The 18,442-nt window shown below is 64.7% G+C and carries 16 protein-coding genes; 8 read left to right on the forward strand and 8 right to left on the reverse strand.

The genetic code is table 11. The features are described from left to right. Positions 1 to 11: 11 nt before the first annotated feature. The 4 genes from coaBC to G3N59_RS21445 form a co-directional block, all read right to left on the reverse strand. Positions 12 to 1,232, reverse strand: a complete 1,221-nt coding sequence (coaBC, locus tag G3N59_RS21430; RefSeq protein ID WP_277397927.1) for a bifunctional phosphopantothenoylcysteine decarboxylase/phosphopantothenate--cysteine ligase CoaBC — start codon at positions 1,230 to 1,232, stop codon at positions 12 to 14. A gap of 57 nt (positions 1,233 to 1,289) precedes the next feature. Then, complete coding sequence (gene lspA, locus G3N59_RS21435) at positions 1,290 to 1,814, reverse strand: signal peptidase II (RefSeq protein WP_205984639.1); 525 nt, start codon at positions 1,812 to 1,814, stop codon at positions 1,290 to 1,292. Then, positions 1,814 to 4,663 (reverse strand): isoleucine--tRNA ligase, encoded by a 2,850-nt coding sequence (gene ileS / locus G3N59_RS21440; protein ID WP_205984640.1) that lies wholly within the window; start codon positions 4,661 to 4,663, stop codon positions 1,814 to 1,816. Before ileS ends, lspA begins: the two co-directional genes overlap by 1 nt. A gap of 178 nt (positions 4,664 to 4,841) precedes the next feature. After that, complete coding sequence (locus G3N59_RS21445; RefSeq protein WP_205984641.1) at positions 4,842 to 5,849, reverse strand: bifunctional riboflavin kinase/FAD synthetase; 1,008 nt, start codon at positions 5,847 to 5,849, stop codon at positions 4,842 to 4,844. A 175-nt stretch (positions 5,850 to 6,024) separates the two neighbouring features. Here G3N59_RS21445 and purN point away from each other — a divergent pair, with 175 nt between their 5' ends. The 6 genes from purN to nadC all read left to right on the forward strand — a co-directional run bounded on the left by purN (position 6,025) and on the right by nadC (position 13,302). Further along, positions 6,025 to 6,699 (forward strand): phosphoribosylglycinamide formyltransferase, encoded by a 675-nt coding sequence (gene purN, locus G3N59_RS21450; RefSeq protein ID WP_205984642.1) that lies wholly within the window; start codon positions 6,025 to 6,027, stop codon positions 6,697 to 6,699. After that, positions 6,696 to 8,087, forward strand: a complete 1,392-nt coding sequence (locus G3N59_RS21455) for an RsmB/NOP family class I SAM-dependent RNA methyltransferase (protein ID WP_205984643.1) — start codon at positions 6,696 to 6,698, stop codon at positions 8,085 to 8,087. Before purN ends, G3N59_RS21455 begins: the two co-directional genes overlap by 4 nt. Before the next feature lie 164 nt (positions 8,088 to 8,251). Further along, positions 8,252 to 9,625: a mechanosensitive ion channel domain-containing protein gene (locus tag G3N59_RS21460; RefSeq protein ID WP_205984762.1), complete on the forward strand. Its 1,374-nt coding sequence runs from the start codon at positions 8,252 to 8,254 to the stop codon at positions 9,623 to 9,625. Between the two features lie 263 nt (positions 9,626 to 9,888). Continuing rightward, on the forward strand, positions 9,889 to 11,088 hold the full coding sequence (locus G3N59_RS21465) for an acyl-CoA desaturase (RefSeq protein ID WP_205984644.1): 1,200 nt from the start codon (positions 9,889 to 9,891) through the stop codon (positions 11,086 to 11,088). A gap of 183 nt (positions 11,089 to 11,271) precedes the next feature. After that, positions 11,272 to 12,402 carry a quinolinate synthase NadA gene (nadA, locus tag G3N59_RS21470; RefSeq protein ID WP_205984645.1) on the forward strand — a complete coding sequence of 377 codons (1,131 nt, stop codon included), beginning with the start codon at positions 11,272 to 11,274 and terminating at the stop codon, positions 12,400 to 12,402. Further along, positions 12,403 to 13,302 carry a carboxylating nicotinate-nucleotide diphosphorylase gene (nadC, locus tag G3N59_RS21475; protein ID WP_205984646.1) on the forward strand — a complete coding sequence of 300 codons (900 nt, stop codon included), beginning with the start codon at positions 12,403 to 12,405 and terminating at the stop codon, positions 13,300 to 13,302. Between the two features lie 98 nt (positions 13,303 to 13,400). Here nadC and nadB read toward each other — a convergent pair whose 3' ends face one another. The 4 genes from nadB to radC form a co-directional block, all read right to left on the reverse strand. Further along, positions 13,401 to 15,002 carry an L-aspartate oxidase gene (gene nadB, locus G3N59_RS21480; protein ID WP_205984647.1) on the reverse strand — a complete coding sequence of 534 codons (1,602 nt, stop codon included), beginning with the start codon at positions 15,000 to 15,002 and terminating at the stop codon, positions 13,401 to 13,403. A 306-nt stretch (positions 15,003 to 15,308) separates the two neighbouring features. Continuing rightward, positions 15,309 to 15,476 carry a 50S ribosomal protein L33 gene (gene rpmG / locus G3N59_RS21485; protein ID WP_027817504.1) on the reverse strand — a complete coding sequence of 56 codons (168 nt, stop codon included), beginning with the start codon at positions 15,474 to 15,476 and terminating at the stop codon, positions 15,309 to 15,311. A 10-nt stretch (positions 15,477 to 15,486) separates the two neighbouring features. Next, a complete protein-coding gene (gene rpmB / locus G3N59_RS21490; RefSeq protein WP_027794135.1) occupies positions 15,487 to 15,720 on the reverse strand; it encodes a 50S ribosomal protein L28 in 234 nt (77 codons plus the stop codon). A gap of 248 nt (positions 15,721 to 15,968) precedes the next feature. Continuing rightward, a complete protein-coding gene (gene radC / locus G3N59_RS21495) occupies positions 15,969 to 16,790 on the reverse strand; it encodes a DNA repair protein RadC (protein ID WP_205984648.1) in 822 nt (273 codons plus the stop codon). A gap of 173 nt (positions 16,791 to 16,963) precedes the next feature. Here radC and G3N59_RS21500 point away from each other — a divergent pair, with 173 nt between their 5' ends. Beyond that, positions 16,964 to 17,419: a peptidylprolyl isomerase gene (locus G3N59_RS21500; protein ID WP_183720364.1), complete on the forward strand. Its 456-nt coding sequence runs from the start codon at positions 16,964 to 16,966 to the stop codon at positions 17,417 to 17,419. Between the two features lie 9 nt (positions 17,420 to 17,428). Continuing rightward, positions 17,429 to 18,388: a 4-hydroxy-3-methylbut-2-enyl diphosphate reductase gene (ispH, locus tag G3N59_RS21505; RefSeq protein WP_205984649.1), complete on the forward strand. Its 960-nt coding sequence runs from the start codon at positions 17,429 to 17,431 to the stop codon at positions 18,386 to 18,388. Positions 18,389 to 18,442: the final 54 nt, after the last annotated feature.

Genomic DNA, 18,442 nt, shown 5'->3' on the forward strand with positions numbered 1-18,442 from the left:
TCAGGACAACCTCAGGACAGGATGCCCGTGTCCGGCAGGCGCTTGGCGATTTCCGCGATCAGCGTCTGCGCGAGCGTGACTTTCGCCGCGCGCGGCAGCGGCGTGCGACCGCTGGCTTCGAACAGCACGACTTCATTGTCGTCCTGACCGAAGGTGAGCGGGCCCAGATTGCCGATCAGCAACGGCACCTTCTTGCGCGCGCGCTTTTCTTCGCCGTGCACTTCCAGGTCGCCGCTTTCGGCGGCGAAGCCCACGCAATACGGCGGATTCGGCAGTGCCGCGACCGAGGCGAGAATGTCGGGGTTCTCGACGAAGGAGAAGGTGGGCATGCGCTGCTCCGCCGTCTTCTTGATCTTGTGTTCCGCGACATGATCGACGCGCCAGTCGGCGACCGCCGCCACGCCGATAAAGACATCGGCATCGGGCACGCCGCGCATCACGGCGTCGTACATCTGCTGCGCGGTCTGCACGTTCTCGCGGTACACGCCCCAAGGCGTTTCCAGCGCGACTGGACCGGCCACCAGATGCACTTCCGCGCCGGCCTGCTGTGCGGCGCGGGCGAGCGCAAAACCCATCTTGCCGCTCGAACGATTGGTGATGCCGCGCACCGGATCGAGCGGCTCGAACGTCGGCCCGGCGGTGATCAGCAGCTTGCGGCCAGCCAGCACCTTGGGCGCGAAGAACGCGACGATCGCTTCATAAACGGCTTGCGGCTCCAGCATGCGCCCGTCGCCGACTTCGCCGCAAGCCTGCGGACCGGAATCGGGGCCGAGCGTTTCGATGCCGTCCGCGCGGATCTGCGCGACATTGCGCTGCGTGGCCGGGTTTTGCCACATCTGCCGGTTCATGGCCGGCACCACCAGCAGCGGACAGTCGCGCGCGACGCACAGCGTCGAGAGCAGATCGTCGGCGAAACCGTGGGCGAGCCTGGCGATAAAGTCGGTCGAGGCGGGCGCGATGACGATGGCATCCGCTTCGCGCGACAAATCGATGTGCGCCATGTTGTTGGGCACGCGGGCGTCCCACTGGCTCGTGTAGACGGGGCGGCCCGAGAGCGCCTGCATCGTCACGGGCGTGATGAACTGCGTGGCCGCTTCGGTCATGACGACCTGCACGGTCGCGCCGGCTTTGGTCAGCAGACGCGTGAGCTCGGCGATCTTGTAGCAGGCGATGCCGCCCGACATGCCGAGCACGAGATGCCGCCCGGCCAGCTCGCCGGACTTGTTTTCCAGATCGGCTGCGGAGGTGTTCAAGGCCAGTCTCCTCGGTCTCTTGGCGTCACGCGTGCGTTAGCGCGAGCCGCGCACGCGGCGCAGTTCGTCGAACACCAGCAGCACGGCGCCGACGGTGATCGCGCTATCCGCGACGTTGAACGCCGGCCAGTGCGACGCGCCCAGATGGAAGTCGAGGAAGTCGATCACGTGGCCGTACATCAGACGGTCGAGCACGTTGCCGAGCGCGCCGCCCAGAATCAGCGAAAGCGCCGTGCAGAACATGCGCTGACCCGCATGACGCTTGAGCAGATAGCTGATCACCAGCGCCGCCACGACGCCCAGCGCCGTGAAGGCCCAGCGCTGCCAGCCGCCTGCCGCCGCGAGGAAGCTGAACGCCGCGCCCTTGTTGTACACAAGCACGAGGTTGAAGAACGGCGTGATGACACGGCCTTCGCCGTAAGCGAAGACCTTCGAGATCGCGATTTTCGTGAGTTGATCCGCGAGGATCACGATCACCGCGATGCCGAGCCACGGCACGAGCGTGCCCTTGGCACCATTGGCGCCGTTCGGCTTGACCTGCTTCGACAGGGTTTTGGCCATTATGCGGCGCTCCGGTTTTCGCCGTTACCGAACAGATTCACCACGCAGCGGCCGCACAGGCCCGGGTGTTCTGCGTTCGCGCCCACGTCGTCGCGATAGTGCCAGCAGCGCTCGCACTTGAGGTACTTCGACGTGACCACTTCGACGCCTTCGTCGGCTTCGCTTTCCACCTTCACGACTTCCGCCGCCGAGGTGATCAGCACGAACTTGAGGTCGTCGCCGAGCGAGGTGAGGGCGTCGTAACGCGCGCCGCTCGCGAGAATGCGCACTTCGGCCTGCAGCGACGAGCCGATCTGGTTCGCCACACGCGCTTCTTCCAGCGCCTTCGTCACGTTGCCGCGCACTTCGCGCAGCAGCGTCCACTTGGCGATCAGTTCCGGCGCGTTCGCGACATCCGGGAACGCATGGAAGGTTTCCGTGAAGATGGTTTCGGTGTTCGGCTGGAACACCTTCCACGCTTCTTCGGCCGTGAACGAGAGGAACGGCGCGAGGATGCGCAGCAGGCTGTGCGTGATGTGGTGCAGCGCCGTCTGCGCGCCGCGACGGGCGGCCGAATCCGGCGCGCTCGTGTAGAGGCGGTCCTTCAGCACGTCCAGATAGAAGCCGCCGAGGTCTTCCGAGCAGAACGTCTGCAGCTTCGCCACGACCGGGTGGAACTCGTAGCGGTCGTAGTGCGAGAGCACGTCGTTTTGCAGCGTGTGCGTGAGCGCCACCGCGTAACGGTCGATTTCGAGCCACTGATCGGCCGGCAGCGCGTGCTTGTCGAAGTCGAAGTCCGACAGGTTCGAGAGCAGGAAGCGCAGCGTGTTGCGGATACGGCGATAGCCTTCCGTCACGCGCTTGAGAATTTCTTCCGAGATCGCCAGTTCGCCCGAGTAGTCGGTCGAAGCGATCCACAGACGGATGATTTCCGCGCCCAGACGGTTCGCGACTTCATGCGGATCGACGCCGTTGCCGAGCGACTTCGACATCTTGCGGCCTTCGCCGTCGACGGTGAAGCCGTGCGTGAGCAGCGCGTTATACGGCGGGCGGCCGTCGAGCATCGAGGCGGTCAGCAGCGACGAGTGGAACCAGCCGCGGTGCTGGTCCGAGCCTTCCAGATACAGGTCGGCCGGGAATTGCAGTTCTTCCGCGTGCGAGCCGCGCAGCACGTGCCAGTGCGTCGTGCCCGAGTCGAACCACACGTCGAGCGTGTCGCGGTTCTTCTCGTACAGGTTGGCGTCGTCGCCGAGCAGTTCGCGCGGGTCGAGCGTCTGCCAGGCTTCGATACCGCTTTGTTCGACGCGCTTCGCGACTTCTTCGAGCAACTCCAGCGTGCGCGGATGCAGTTCGCCCGTTTCCTTGTGCACGAAGAAGGCCATCGGCACGCCCCATTGGCGCTGGCGCGAGAGCGTCCAGTCCGGGCGGTTGGCGATCATCGAGAACAGGCGCTGCTTGCCCCACGACGGGTAGAACGCGGTGGCTTCGATGCCTTCGAGCGCGGTTTCGCGCAGCGTCTTGCCGCCGTCATTGGGCGTGACATCCATGCCCGCGAACCACTGCGAGGTGGCGCGGTAGATGATGGGAGTCTTGTGGCGCCAGCAGTGCATGTAGCTGTGCAGGTACTTTTCGCTGCGCAGCAGGGTGCCGGCGGCGTCGAGCGCATCGACGATCTTCGGGTTTGCGTCCCAGATCGACAGGCCGCCGAACAGCGGCAGCGATTCGACGTAGCGGCCATCGCCCATCACCGGGCTGATGATGTCCGAGTCGACCATGCCGTGCGCCTTGCACGACACGAAGTCTTCCACGCCGTAGGCGGGCGCCGAGTGCACGATGCCGGTGCCGGTGTCGGTCGTCACGTAGTCGCCCAGATAGATGGGCGAGGTGCGCTTGTAGCCTTCGTGCGCCGAAGCGAGCGGGTGGTTAAAGCGCAGTTCCGAGAGCTTGTCGCCCAGCGTCGTGGCGATGACCGTGCCTTCGAGACCGAAGTCCTTCAAGCAGGCTTCGACGCGCTCCTTGGCGAAAATCAGCAGGCCGCGCGGCGTGTCGACCAGCGCGTACTCGATTTCCGGGTGCACGTTGAGCGCCTGGTTCGACGGGATCGTCCAGGGCGTGGTGGTCCAGATGACGATGCCGCCTTCTTCGCGCGGCAGCGCGGGCAGGCCGAACGCCGCAGCCGTTTCGGCGGGCTGCGCGAACGTGAACAGCACGTCGATGGTCGGATCGGTCTTGTCCTTGTACTCGACTTCCGCTTCGGCCAGCGCCGAGCCGCAGTCGAAGCACCAGTTCACCGGCTTCAGGCCGCGGAACACGTAACCCTTTTCGATGATCTTCGCGAGCGCGCGGATTTCGCCGGCTTCGTTGGCGAAATTCATCGTCTTGTACGGGTTGTCCCAGTCGCCGAGCACGCCCAGGCGCTTGAAACCCGCCTTCTGCGTTTCGATCTGGCCGGCGGCGTACTCGCGCGCCTTCTTCATCACTTCCTGCGCGGGCAGCGACTTGCCGAACTGCTTTTCGATCTGGATTTCGATCGGCATGCCGTGGCAATCCCAGCCCGGCACGTAGACCGCGTCGTAGCCCGCCAGATTGCGCGCCTTGACGATCATGTCCTTGAGGATCTTGTTCACCGCGTGGCCGAGGTGGATGTCGCCGTTCGCATACGGCGGGCCATCGTGCAGGATGAACTTCTTGCGGCCCTTCGAAGCGGCGCGGATCTTCTTGTAGAGCCCCTTTTCTTCCCACTCCTTGACCCATTGCGGCTCGCGCTTTGGCAGATCGCCGCGCATCGGGAACGCGGTATCGAGCAGGTTGACGGGGTACTTCGATTCGGACTTCTGCGGCTTGCCGGAGGATGCTTTCTTGTCGCTCATGGTGATATCACGGTGAATTCGGGGATGCACGGCGTCAGCATTGCGGCCAGGCCGCGCAACCGTCGCCTCGCGCGCCATGTGCGGCACAGGCCGCGTGGCGCGAAGGGGCGAAGCGGTCCGTTCGGATGTCGCGCTGGCAGAAAGTGCAGAAGCCGGCGCGGCGCCCGTGGACCGCAAGTCACCTAATTCGGTCGGTCGCCGAGGTGGCGAAACCGTTGGAACGTCCGCCGGGTGTATCCGCGCTCGCGTCGACACCCGCCGCGGCGAACCACGCGCGGGCATGCGTCACGTCGCGCGCGATGGCGGCGGTCAGCGTTTCGAGGTCGGCGAACTTCTCCTCGTCACGCAATTTCTTGAGGAACTCGACGCGTACGAGCTTGCCGTAGGCGTCGCCATGCCAGTCGAGCAGATGCACTTCGAGCAGCACGCGGCCCGAATCGTCCACCGTCGGGCGCAGGCCGAGGCTGGCGACGCCGGGCAGCGGATGATCGGCGATGCCATGCACCTGCACGACGAAAATGCCTTTGAGCGCGGGGCGCTTGTGGCCGATCGGCAGATTCAGCGTGGGGAAGCCCAGATCGCGGCCCAGCTTCAGGCCGTGCGTGACGTGCCCGCTGATTTCATAGCCGCGGCCCAGCGAGGCGCGCGCCGCGTCCAGATCGCCGGCCGCGAGCTGCGTGCGCACGGCGGAACTGGAGATACGCACGCCGGATGGATCGGCGACGGTAGCCATCTGTTCGACTTCGAAACCATGTTCCGCGCCCGCCACCTGCAGCGAGGCGAAATCGCCCGCGCGCTTCGCGCCGTAGCGGAAGTCGTCGCCGATCATCATCCAGCGCGCGTGCAGGCCGCCCACGATGATGCGCGAGACAAAATCGTCCGGCGACTGACTGGCGAAGGTGTGGTTGAAATGCTCGACTACCACGCGGTCCACGCCGTTCTCGCGCAGCGCTTCGAGCTTGTCGCGCAGCATGGCGATGCGCGGCGGGGCGCTCGCAGGATTGAAGAACTCGCGCGGATGCGGTTCGAAAGTCATCACGCAGACGGGCAGGCCGCGCGCGTCGGCCGCTTCGCGCACGCGCGCGAGCAATGCCTGATGCCCGCGGTGGACACCGTCGAAGTTGCCGATGGTGAGCGCGCAGGGCGCGCGGCTTTCGGCATTGGGAAGACCGCGGAAGACTCTCACGATAACGGGACCTGAGCGGACGCCAGCCTGGCGTCCTGAATTTGACCGAATGAGACCACGAATGTGACTGGTTCGGCGGCGATTAGCCGCGACGGAACAGGAGATTATAAACGCACGCGACGCCGATCGCCGCCGCCCGAGCGTGAGGAGTGCCGCCCGATGATAAAATCCGCGGATGAAAAATCTCGTCATCCTGATTTCGGGACGGGGAAGCAACATGGAAGCCATCGTGCGCGCCTGCGCGCACGAAGCCTGGCCGGCGCGCATCGCCGCCGTGATTGCCAACCGCCCGGATGCCGCGGGGCTTGCGTTCGCAGCCTCGCACGGCATCGCCACGGCGGTCGTCGATCATCGCCAGTATCCTGATCGGGTCAGCTTCGACGCGGCGCTTGCGCAAACCATCGACGGCTACGCGCCGGACCTCGTCGTGCTCGCCGGCTTCATGCGCGTGCTGACGGAAGGCTTCGTCCAGCATTATTCGGGCCGGATGCTCAACATCCACCCGTCGCTGCTGCCGAGCTTTCCGGGCCTCAAGACGCACCAGCAGGCGCTCGACGCGGGTTGCCGCGTCCACGGCGCGACGGTGCATTTTGTCACGCCCACGCTCGACCATGGGCCGATCGTCGCACAGTCGGCGGTGCCGGTGCGGGCGGGCGACGATGCCGCCGCGCTCGCTGCGCGCGTGCTGAAGACCGAACATGAGATGTATCCGCGTGCGGTGCGCTGGTTCGTCGAAGGGCGCCTCGCGCTCGACGGCGAACGCGTGACGCTCGCAGCACCCGAGCCGCAATGGCTCTTCCTTGACGACGCAAACGAAGCACAAGCACACACCGCCGGGGAGGGCGCATGAGGCTGCATGGTTTTTTGATTGGACAAACTGAGACGTTGCTTGCCGACGTTCTGAAATTCACGGGTCCCGCTGACGCGGCGACGAGCCGTTTCTTCCGCGAGCATCCGAAGCTCGGCCACGCCGAACGCGGTGTGATCGCCGAAGCCGTGTTCGCGGTGCTGCGCCGTCGCATGGAGTTCGCGCATCTGGCCGAAAGCGGTACGGGCAACCCGACGCGCCGCCTCACGCTGCTCGGCCTGATGGCCACGGCGGGCCGCAACGCGATTCGTCCCTTTGTGTCGGACGCCGAAGCCAGCTGGCTCGAGCACGTCGCGAAGATCGACCCGGCGAGCCTGCCGCTGCGCCAGCAGCTGAACCTGCCCGACTGGATCGTCAAGGCGCTGGATTCGCGCTTCGACGCCGCCGAGCTCGCTCAACTGGCCGCCGCGCTGAACTACCCGGCGCCGCTGGATCTGCGCGCGAACCCGATCAAGGCGAACCGCGAAGAACTGATTCGCGCGCTGTCGGAATCGGGCATCGAAGGCGCTGAAACGCCGTTCGCGCCGTTTGGCGTGCGCGTGACGGGCAAGCCGGCGCTGTCGAAGCTCGACGCGTTCAAGAACGGCTGGTTCGAAGTGCAGGACGAAGGCAGCCAGCTGCTGTGTTCGCTGCTCGCGCCGCGCCGCGGCGAAATGGTGGTGGACTTCTGCGCCGGCGCGGGCGGCAAGACGCTCGCACTCGGCGCGATGATGCGTTCGAGCGGCCGTCTGTACGCCTTCGACATCTCCGAAAAGCGTCTGGCCAAGCTCAAGCCGCGTCTCGCGCGCAGCGGCCTGTCGAACGTGAATCCGGTGCTGATCGATAGCGAACACGACGCCAAGATCAAGCGCCTGATCGGCAAGATCGACCGCGTGCTGGTGGATGCGCCGTGCTCGGGTCTGGGCACGCTGCGTCGCAACCCCGACCTGAAGTGGCGTCAATCGCCGGAATCGGTCGCGGAACTCGCGCCCAAGCAACTGTCGATTCTCACCAGCGCCGCGCGTCTGCTCAAGCGCGGCGGCCGTCTCGTGTACGCAACCTGCAGCATTCTGGAAGCGGAAAACGAAGCAGTCGTGAAGCAGTTCCTCGAAGCGCACCCGGACTACGCGCTGGTGCCCGCGCGTGAGGTGCTGGCGGATCAGCGCGTGGGTCTCGATACCGGCGATTACCTCTCGCTGTGGCCGCACCGCCACGCCACGGACGGCTTCTTCGCCGCCGTGCTGGAGCGTCGCGGCGATGCGCAGCCGAAGACGAAGAAGGCCAAGGCTGAAACGACGCCTGACGAAGCCGCAGCGGTCACGGAAACTGCCGATGCGATCGCCAAAGCGCAGCAGCCCGAAGCCGCCGAGCCGGACGCCGCGCTCGAATAAGCTTCAGCGTTGCAGCCAGCCGCACTGAAAAGTCCGGCTGGCAGGCGCGCGGGGCCGTCCGGTGAAGACCGGGCGGCCCCGCGTCGCTTGGGTCGTCGTTTCTGGCAACGGAACTTGAAGCAGGACTTGATTCACCAGAATTACCGGACGCGAAAGCGCTCATGATGGAAAACCGTTTGTTCTCACACATGCTGGGCGGCGTGATCCGCGACTTCGGCCAGCCGGTCATGCTCTGGCAGGCCGCCGTGCTGATCGGCGCGCTGGTGCTCGCGTGGCTGATCGCGCGCCTGTTGCGTCACGCGCTCGAAGCGCGCCGCCAGGTCCGCTACGAGGCGCTGCGCTTCGGCGCCGAAAGCCTCTCCCGCGCGCTCTTTCCGCTGATCGGCGCGGGCTGCGTCTGGGCCGCGCGCGAGATCTCCAGCAACTTCATCCACACCTCGCTGCTGAATCTGGCCCTCGTGCCGCTGTTCGGCATCGGGCTGATTTACATCGCGTTCTTCTTCGCGCGGCGCGTGTTCAGCCGCGACGGCCAGACGCACGCGTGGCTCTCGATCGCCGAAAAGCTGGTGTCGTTGATCGTCTGGCTCGGCATGCTGTTTACCGTGCTCGGCATTCAGGACGACGTGCTCGCGTGGATGGAGAGCGTGCGCTTTCGCATCGGCACGGCGCATGTGACGCTGTTGTCGCTCGCCACCGGCGTGCTGTGGGTCTGCGTGACGATGTTGGTGGCGATCTGGGCGGGCGCGGCGCTCGAAGACCGTCTGATGCGCGCCACGACCATCGACGCCAATCTGCGCGTCGTGCTCGCGCGCGTGGGCCGTGCGCTGCTGGTGTTCGCGGCGATTCTGTTCAGCCTGTCGATCGTCGGCATCGACATTACGGTGCTGGGCGTGTTCGGCGGCGCGCTGGGCGTCGGGCTCGGGTTCGGCTTGCAGAAGATCGCGAGCAACTATGTGTCGGGCTTCATCATCCTGATCGACCGCTCGTTGCGTCTGGGCGACACCATCAACGTGAGCGGGCTCGCGGGCAAGGTGACGCAGATCCGCACGCGCTACACCGTGGTGCGCGGGCTCGACGGCGTGGAAACGCTGATTCCGAACGAAAAACTGATCACCGATGTCGTACAAAACCAGTCGTCGTATCTGACGCGTGGCTACGCGAAGGCGGCGGTGCAGGTGGCCTACGACACGAATATCGAACAGGCGATGGCGCTGCTTGCGCGGGCCGCCGAGGGCGTGGACCGGGTCTTGAACGATCCGGCCCCGACCCCATATCTGGCAGGCTTCGGCGCCGATGGCATCAACCTGGAACTGGGTTTCTGGATCGCCGATGCGGCCAACGGCACGTCGAGCGTGCGCTCGAACGTGAATCTGAACATCTGGCGCTTATATAACGAGCACGGCATTTCGATTCCGTTCGCCCAGCGCGAGGTGCGGATCATCGGTCAAGGCCTGCCGGTTGGACTGCCGGTCGTCGCGAATGACGCTTTGAACGCCGCCGAAGCGGGAGACGCAAGTGGGGCGGCCCAGACGCGCTGACGGCATCGAATCGAGGCTAAAAGGGCCGAAAGGCTGAGGCGATTCTGGAGGGGCAAATCAGGTGCGGCAAAGCGCCTCCAGGGGCCAAAATTCAGCCTCATAGCCGTTGACTCAGACGTCATTAGGGAAAAAAATCTTCATTTGTTACAAACACTTGGAACGGTTCTAGTAGAATGCCGTCCAAACTCTCCTGAACGCTTTCACTTTTCTGACAACGGCGTAAGGCTCCCGGGCCGGCACGCTTCGTTTCACGGGTACGAACCTTGTTGAATTCCCTGCTTGATTTTCTCGCCCACGGGGTGCTGCATTTCTCGTGGTGGCAGATCCTGCTCTGCGCGCTGGCTGCGACGCACATCACGATCGTCGGCGTGACGGTGTATCTGCACCGCTGCCAGGCGCACCGTGCGCTCGAACTGCACCCGATCGCGAGCCACTTCTTCCGTTTCTGGCTGTGGATGACCACGGGCATGCTGACGGGCCAATGGGCGGCTATCCACCGCAAGCACCACGCCAAGTGCGAGACCGAAGAAGATCCGCACAGCCCGCAAACGCGCGGCATCTGGAAGGTGTTCCTCGAAGGCGCAGAACTCTATCGCGCCGAAGCGAAGAACGAAGAAACGCTGCGCCGTTTCAGCCACGGCACGCCTAACGACTGGATGGAGCGCAACGTCTACACGCGCTTCCCGATCCTCGGCGTGAGCATCCTGATGGTCATCGACGTCGCGCTGTTCGGCGTGCTCGGTCTGACCGTCTGGGCCGTGCAGATGGCGTGGATTCCGTTCTGGGCCGCCGGCGTCGTGAACGGTCTGGGCCACTTCTGGGGTTATCGCAACTTCAACTCGTCGGATGCCAGCACGAACCTGTTCCCGTGGGGCATCATCATCGGCGGCGAAGAGCTGCATAACAACCACCACACCTTCGCGACGTCCGCGAAGCTGTCGAACAAGTGGTACGAGTTCGATATCGGCTGGATGTATATCCGTCTGATGTCGGCAGTGGGTCTGGCCAAGGTCAAGAAGGTCGCGCCCACGCCGCGTCTGGCCAAGGAAGGCAAGCTGATCGCCGACCACGAAACGCTGCAGGCCGTGCTCTCGAACCGCTACGAAGTGATGGCGCGCTACGCCAAGGCCGTGAAGCAGGCCTATCGCCAGGAACTGGCGCACCTCAAGGAAGTGGGCGAGCGCGAGAAGTACAAGATCATGCGCGGCGCCAGCAAGTGGGTCGCCAAGGAAGAAGCCAGCCTGAACGAGCCGCAGAAGCGTCAGCTGCCGCAGATTTTTGCGAACAGCCAGAAGATGCGCACGTTCATCGAACTGCGCAACGAACTCGCGCAGATCTGGGATCGTTCGAGCGCTTCGCGCGAACAACTGCTCACGCAGCTGCAGGATTGGTGCCATCGTGCCGAACAAAGCGGCATCAAGGCGCTGCAGGAATTCGCGTCGCGTCTGCGCCGCTACGCCTGATGCACCCTGCGTGATCTGAAGAAAATCCATTAGAATTCAGATACGTCACAAAACCCCGCGCTGGCGGGGTTTTTCTTTTTGGGCCGCGGATTTCAGTGGTGCCGCGGCGGTTGGCAGGGCAGCAACGATGCATGGGATCAGGGCAGGCCGCTTGCGCGGCAATCCTGGTCGACAGAGGAGATCATGAGTCAGGCGATTAAAGCGGTCGAATACGACCGTCCGCAGGGCGCGATGTGCGGTGTCGGACAGGCGTGGGCGAAGGTGCCCGACGCGCCTTCGATGGCCGAGCGCGCTGCGTTGAAGGAGCGCATCCGCGCATTGCTCAAGCGCGAGAAAGCGGTGCTCGTCGCGCACTATTATGTCGATCCTGAATTGCAGGAGCTGGCCGACGAAACCGGCGGCTGCGTGGCCGATTCGCTCGAAATGGCGCGCTTTGGCCGCGATCACGAGGCCCAGACGCTGGTGGTCGCCGGTGTGCGCTTCATGGGCGAGACGGCGAAGATCCTGAGCCCGAACAAACGCATTCTGATGCCGGACCTCGACGCGACCTGTTCGCTCGACCTCGGCTGCCCGGCCGACGAATTCTCCGCGTTCTGCGACCAGCATCCCGACCGCACCGTGGTCGTCTACGCCAATACCAGCGCCGCCGTGAAGGCACGCGCGGACTGGATGGTGACGTCGTCGATCGGTCTCGAAATCGTCGCCGATCTGCACGCGAAGGGCGAAAAGATCCTGTGGGCGCCGGACCGCCATCTGGGTAGCTACATCCAGAAAAAGACGGGCGCCGACATGCTGCTCTGGCAAGGCTCCTGCCTCGTGCACGACGAATTCAAGGGCGTCGAACTCGATCTGCTGCGCGCCGAATATCCCGATGCCAAGGTGCTCGTGCACCCGGAATCGCCCGAAGGCGTGGTGGCGCTCGCGGACGTGGTCGGCTCGACCACGCAGCTGATCGACGCCGCCGTGAAGCTCGACGCGCAGCGTTTCATCGTCGCGACCGATCTGGGCATTCTGCACAAGATGCGTCTGGCGGCGCCCGGCAAGACCTTCATCGAAGCGCCTACGGCCGGCAATAGCGCAACCTGCAAGAGCTGCGCGCATTGCCCGTGGATGGCCATGAACGGCCTCGCGAATCTGGCCGATGTGCTGGAGCGCGGCCACAACGAAATTTTCGTCGATGCCGCCATCGGCGAACGTGCGCGTCTGCCGATCGACCGCATGCTGGCGTTCGCGGCCGAGCACAAGCGTCGCGTGCAGGCGAGCGGCGATCTCGCGCGTGACACCGCGCTGTTCTCTCAAGTGGGGCCGGCGTAAATGGGTGCTCTGGAATTGATGGCAGTGAACGCGGTCTCGACCGTGCTGCCCGAAGTGCGTGCGCAATACGGCGCGGCGTTCGATGACGCGATTGCGCGCAATGTGGCCGATGCGCTGGCGGAAGACGTCGGCAGCGGCGACCAGACCGGGCGTCTCGTGCCCGCCGACGATGTGCGCGACGCGCGCATCATCGTGCGCGAAGACGCGGTGCTGTGCGGCGTGCTGTGGTTCGACGGCGTGGTGAAGCAGGTCGATCCGCGCATCGAAGTGCGCTGGCACTATCGCGAAGGCGATCGCATGACGGCGGACACGCCGGTCTGCTCGCTGCGCGGTCCGGCGCGCTCGCTGCTCACGGCCGAGCGCAACGCGATGAACTTCCTGCAACTGCTTTCGGGCGTGGCGAGCGCGACGCGTCGTTACGTCGATGCCATCGCGCACACGAAAACGCGCATCCTCGACACGCGCAAGACGCTGCCGGGCCTGCGCCTCGCGCAGAAGTACGCGGTGCGTGTGGGCGGCGGCGCGAATCAGCGTCTGGCGCTTTACGACGGCATCCTGATCAAGGAAAACCACATCGCGGCGGCGGGCGGCGTGGGCGCGGCGATGAACGCGGCGCTCGCGCTCGACGCAGGCGTGCCGATCCAGATCGAAGTTGAAACGCTCGAACAGCTCGACACGGCGCTCGCCCACGGCGCGACCTCGGTGCTGCTCGATAACTTCTCGTTCGAGATGATGCGCGAAGCGGTGACGCGCACGGCGGGCCGCGCGGTGCTCGAAGTTTCGGGCGGCGTGAACTTCGATACCGTGCGCACGATCGCGGAAACCGGCGTGGACCGCGTGTCGATCGGCGCGCTGACGAAGGACGTGCGCGCCACCGACTACTCGATGCGGATCGTCTGAGCGGCAAGTCCACTCGCGCTTGAAAAGCAAAAAGGCCGTCTCGCGAGAGACGGCCTTTTCTATTGCGCCGGGCGTTTGCGCGGGCGTTGCCGGCGCGCTTACGACACCGTGCGATTGCGCACGTGCTGCGGCGACAGCACGCTCGGCAGCGCCTTGGGCAGCGAATTCGGCCAGTCGCGGCTGTAGTGCAGGCCACGGCTTTCGCGACGCGAACGCGCGCTTTCGACGATCAGCGACGCCACTTCCACGAGGTTGCGCAGTTCCAGCAGATCGCGCGTGACGCGGAAGTTGGCGTAGTACTCCTGGATTTCGTCGCGCAGCAGCGAAATGCGATGCTGCGCGCGTTCGAGGCGCTTGTCCGTGCGCACGATGCCCACGTAATTCCACATCAGGCGGCGCAGTTCGTCCCAGTTGTGGGCGACCACGACTTCTTCATCCGAGTCCGAAACGCGGCTCTCGTCCCAATCGGGCAGCGGGGCGTGCGCGCCGGCTTCGAAGCCTTCGGCCTCGATCGCTTCAGCCGCCGAGCGGCCGATCACCAGACATTCGAGCAGCGAGTTGCTGGCCAGACGGTTCGCGCCGTGCAGACCCGTGTACGACGTTTCGCCGACGGCATAGAGGCCCGCGAGATCGGTGCGGCCCGCCAGATCGGTGACGACGCCGCCGCAGGTGTAGTGCGCGGCAGGCACGACCGGAATCGGCTCTTTCGTGATGTCGATGCCGAACTCGCGGCAACGCGCCAGCACGGTGGGGAAGTGCTCTTCGAGAAACGCCGCCGGTTGATGGCTGATATCGAGATGCACGCAGTCGATGCCGTGTTTCTTGATCTCGAAGTCGATCGCGCGCGCAACGATGTCGCGCGGCGCGAGTTCGGCGCGCGCATCGTGTTCGGGCATGAAGCGCGTGCCGTCGGGCAGACGCAGCAGGCCGCCTTCGCCGCGCACGGCTTCGGTGATCAGGAAGGACTTGGCGTGCGGGTGGAACAGGCAGGTCGGGTGGAACTGGATGAATTCCATGTTCGCCACGCGGCAGCCCGCGCGCCAGGCCATGGCGATGCCGTCGCCGGTGGCCGTGTCGGGGTTGGTCGTGTAGAGATAGACCTTGCCCGCGCCGCCGGTCGCCAGTACGGTGTGCGGCGCCTGGATCGTCACCGTGCGGTCGTTTTTCAGGTCGAGCGCGTAGAGACCGTGGCAGCGGCGGCCCGGCAGGCCAAGGCGGTCGGACGTGATGACGTCGATCGCCTGGTGATCTTCGAGAATCGTGATGTTCGGATGCTGGCGCGCGCGTTCGAGCAGGGTCTGGACGACGGCGTGGCCGGTGGCGTCGGCGGCGTGGATGATGCGGCGATGGCTGTGGCCGCCTTCGCGCGTGAGGTGAAAGCCCAGTTCCGCGGCGGCGTCCTTCGTGAACGGCACGTCCTGCGCGATCAGCCATTCGATGGCGGCGCGGCCGTGCTCGACGATATAGCGTGTCGCGCTTTCGTCGCAGAGTCCGCCGCCGGCGACGAGCGTGTCATCGACGTGGTTTTCCACGCTGTCGGCCGAGTCGAGCACCGCGGCGATGCCGCCTTGCGCACGATCGCTCGCGCCTTCGGTCATCGCGCGTTTGGCGATGATCACCACGCGGCGCGATTCGGCAAGGTTCAGGGCGACGCTCAATCCCGCCAGCCCGCTGCCGACGATCGCTACATCGAAATTCATGGTCCTGCTTCTCCGTCTCTTTTGTTCTGCGCTGACTGCTGTCCGCTGTCATGTGCGTGCCCAGGTTGCATGGTAGGCGCGCCGGCGGCGGGTGAAGCGGCAAGCATACTCCGAGAGGGGAGCGTAGGAAAAGCCGCACTTGCGGCGAGAGGCAGAAAAGGTACGGAAAAGCGGTACGGAAAAGCGGCACGCAAAAGCCTGTTACGCGATGTGCGAAAGAGGCATGACGAAATCTGGGCCGGAAAAGGAAAAGCCCCGCTGGAAGCGGGGCTTTTCTTGTCTTCGTCAGGCTCGAAACCGGATCAATTACTTGATCTTGGTTTCCTTGTACTCGACGTGCTTACGAACAACCGGGTCGAACTTCTTGATCGACATTTTTTCCGGCATGTTGCGCTTGTTCTTCGTCGTCGTGTAGAAGTGACCCGTGCCTGCGGTCGACTCGAGCTTGATCTTGTCGCGGATACCCTTGGCCATGATTTACTCCTTACAGTTCGCCGCGTGCGCGCAGGTCTGCGAGCACGGAATCGATGCCGTTCTTGTCGATCAGGCGCAGGCCTGCGTTCGAGATGCGCAGACGCACCCAACGGTTTTCGCTTTCAACCCAGAAACGGCGATTTTGCAGATTCGGGAGGAAACGGCGCTTGGTTTTGTTGTTAGCGTGGGAAACGTTGTTGCCGCTCATCGGCGCTTTCCCAGTGACTTGGCATACACGTGCCATGAGTGCACTCCTACGGAATTCGGAGTTCGAGAGCCGCTGAAGGTTTCCCAGGCGAGAAATGGCCGGAATAAGAGCGCGCTCACGTATGGATGAGAGACAACCTCGAACCCAGGCCGTATTTCCCTTGGAACGCCTCAAAGGGCTTCAGAACAGGGTTGGAAATAGGCAAACCGCGATTCTAGCAGAAAAAATCCAGGAAAATCAAACGCAATTTGCGGATATCGTGGTGGCGGTGTCGGCTGGACGCCTCAGTCCAGGCCATGGCGGGCAAACGAAAACGTCTCCTGCGTGCCGATGATCAGGTGGTCGACCAGCTGGACGTCCACGAGTGCGAGCGTTTCGCGCAGAACCCGGGTGAGGCGCCGGTCGCTCGCGCTTGGCTGGACCGCGCCGGACGGATGGTTGTGCGCCACGATCAGGTGCGCGGCGTTGAGCATCAGCGCCCGTCGCACGATTTCACGAGGATACACCGCCATGCGGGTGAGTGTGCCGCGCGTACTTTCCTCGGTGCGGATCAGCCGGTGCCGGATATCCAGAAAGAGGCAGATGAACACCTCATGGGCGCGCCCGCCGATCAGCAGGCGCAAATAATCCTCCACCGCGCCGGGCGAATCTATCAGCGGTTTTTCCTCGATCTGCTCGGCGAGCGCGCGCCGCGCCAGTTCCAGCACGGCCACGAGCTTCGACGCCTTGGCCGGGCCGATGCCGCGCAGCCCTTCGAACTCTTCGCGCTGGGCGTCGAGCATCGCGCGCAGCGAGCCGAAGTGCTTGAGCAGCGAGCGCGCGACATCGAAGACATCGTGGCCGGGCAGGCCGGAGCCGAGCAGCAGCGCGACCAGTTCGAGGTCGGAAAGCGAGCCGGGGCCGGCTTCGCGCAGCCGCTCGCGCGGCATGGCGAGGCGGCGCGGCACGCCGGGTTCGGGCGGCGCGAACGACACCGAAGGCAAAGGCGCCGCAGACCCCACTGGCGTCGCGGGTTTCAGGCCCGGCAAGGGCGGCAACGGCGGCAGGGGATTCGCGCTCGCGGCCTCGCTGCCGCGATGCGGTTTGTCACAGGCGATTTCGAACATTCGACCTCCTCAAGACCGGCGGGGCACGCCTTGCGCGCGGCGTCCGTCGATGATCTATGTGGCTTACAATAGGCGTTTTCCGACCGCTGGAACGCCAGGCGGCCGGGCCGGCCCTTTCGGGCGCTTGGGGCGAGCACGCGCGGCGGGCGCGCCCAGACGAAAATGAGTACCGCATGAGCATCATCGACATCTCCGAGGTGAAACCCGGTTCCCACGTCACGTTGCACTACCGGCTTTCGCTCGCCGATGGCACCGAGATCGTCAACACCTTTGTCGACCGGCCCGCCACGCTGTTGCTGGGCGCCGGCCAGCTCGCGCCGCCGCTTGAAGACATTCTGCGGGGTCTGAAGGTTGGGCACCACTCCACCTTTCAGCTAGAACCGGGTGTCGCCTTCGGTCAGCGCAATCCCGACCTGATCCAGCGCATCTCGCTCAAAACGCTGCGCGACAATGCGGTGATCGGTGAAAGCTTCCGCCCTGGCGACCTCGTCGAATTCAACGCACCTAACGGCGACCGTTACGCCGGCGTGCTCAAGGAAGTCAACGAGACTTCCGCGCTCTTTGATTTCAATCACCCGCTCGCTGGCCAGGCGGTTGCGTTCGAAGTGCAAATCATTGGAATCCTGTAAAGAAAGCCCATGACCACGGATACGTCCTTTCTCGCCAACGCTGAAATTCTGCTAGCCCAGCCGCGCGGTTTCTGCGCCGGTGTCGACCGCGCCATCGAGATCGTCGAACGGGCTATCCAGATCCATGGCGCGCCGATCTACGTGCGCCACGAAATCGTCCACAACGCGTATGTCGTCGAAGACCTGCGCAAGAAAGGGGCGATTTTCATCGAGCAGCTCGATGAAGTGCCGTCCGGCAACACGGTGATCTTCAGTGCGCACGGCGTCTCCAAGGCGGTGCGCGCCGACGCCGAATCGCGCGGCCTGCGCGTCTACGACGCGACCTGTCCGCTCGTGACCAAGGTGCACGTCGAAGTCGCGAAGATGCGCGACGAAGGCCTCGACATCGTCATGATCGGCCACAAGGGCCATCCTGAAGTCGAAGGCACGATGGGCCAGGTGGGCGAGGGCATGTATCTCGTCGAAGATATCGCCGATGTCGCGGCGCTCACGCTGCGCGATCCGCAACGCGTGGCGTTCGTCACGCAGACCACGCTTTCCGTGGACGATGCGGCCGACATCATCGCCGCGCTCAAGACGCGCTTCCCCGCGATTCGCGAGCCGAAGAAGCAGGACATCTGCTACGCCACGCAAAACCGTCAGGACGCCGTCAAGTTCATGGCGCCGCAGTGCGACGTCGTGATCGTGGTGGGCAGCCCGAACAGCTCGAATTCGAACCGTCTGCGCGAAGTCGCGGAAAAGCGTGGCATTCCTGCCTATATGGTGGACGCGCCCGACCAGATCGATCCGGCCTGGCTCGAAGGCAAGCGCCGTATCGGCCTGACGGCTGGCGCTTCGGCGCCCGAGGCGCTCGCGCAGCAGATCATCCAGCGTCTGAACGAGCTGGGCGTGCGGAACGTGCGCGCGCTCGATGGCATCGAAGAGAACATCGCGTTCCCGTTGCCGCGCGGGCTGGGTCAGCCTGCCTGAGACAGAAAGATCGACAGACGCTTTGCCGCTCCCCTAAAAGCGCGCCGATGGCGC

This window comes from Paraburkholderia sp. Ac-20340 (genome assembly GCF_017104965.1).
In the GTDB taxonomy this organism is placed as follows: domain Bacteria; phylum Pseudomonadota; class Gammaproteobacteria; order Burkholderiales; family Burkholderiaceae; genus Paraburkholderia.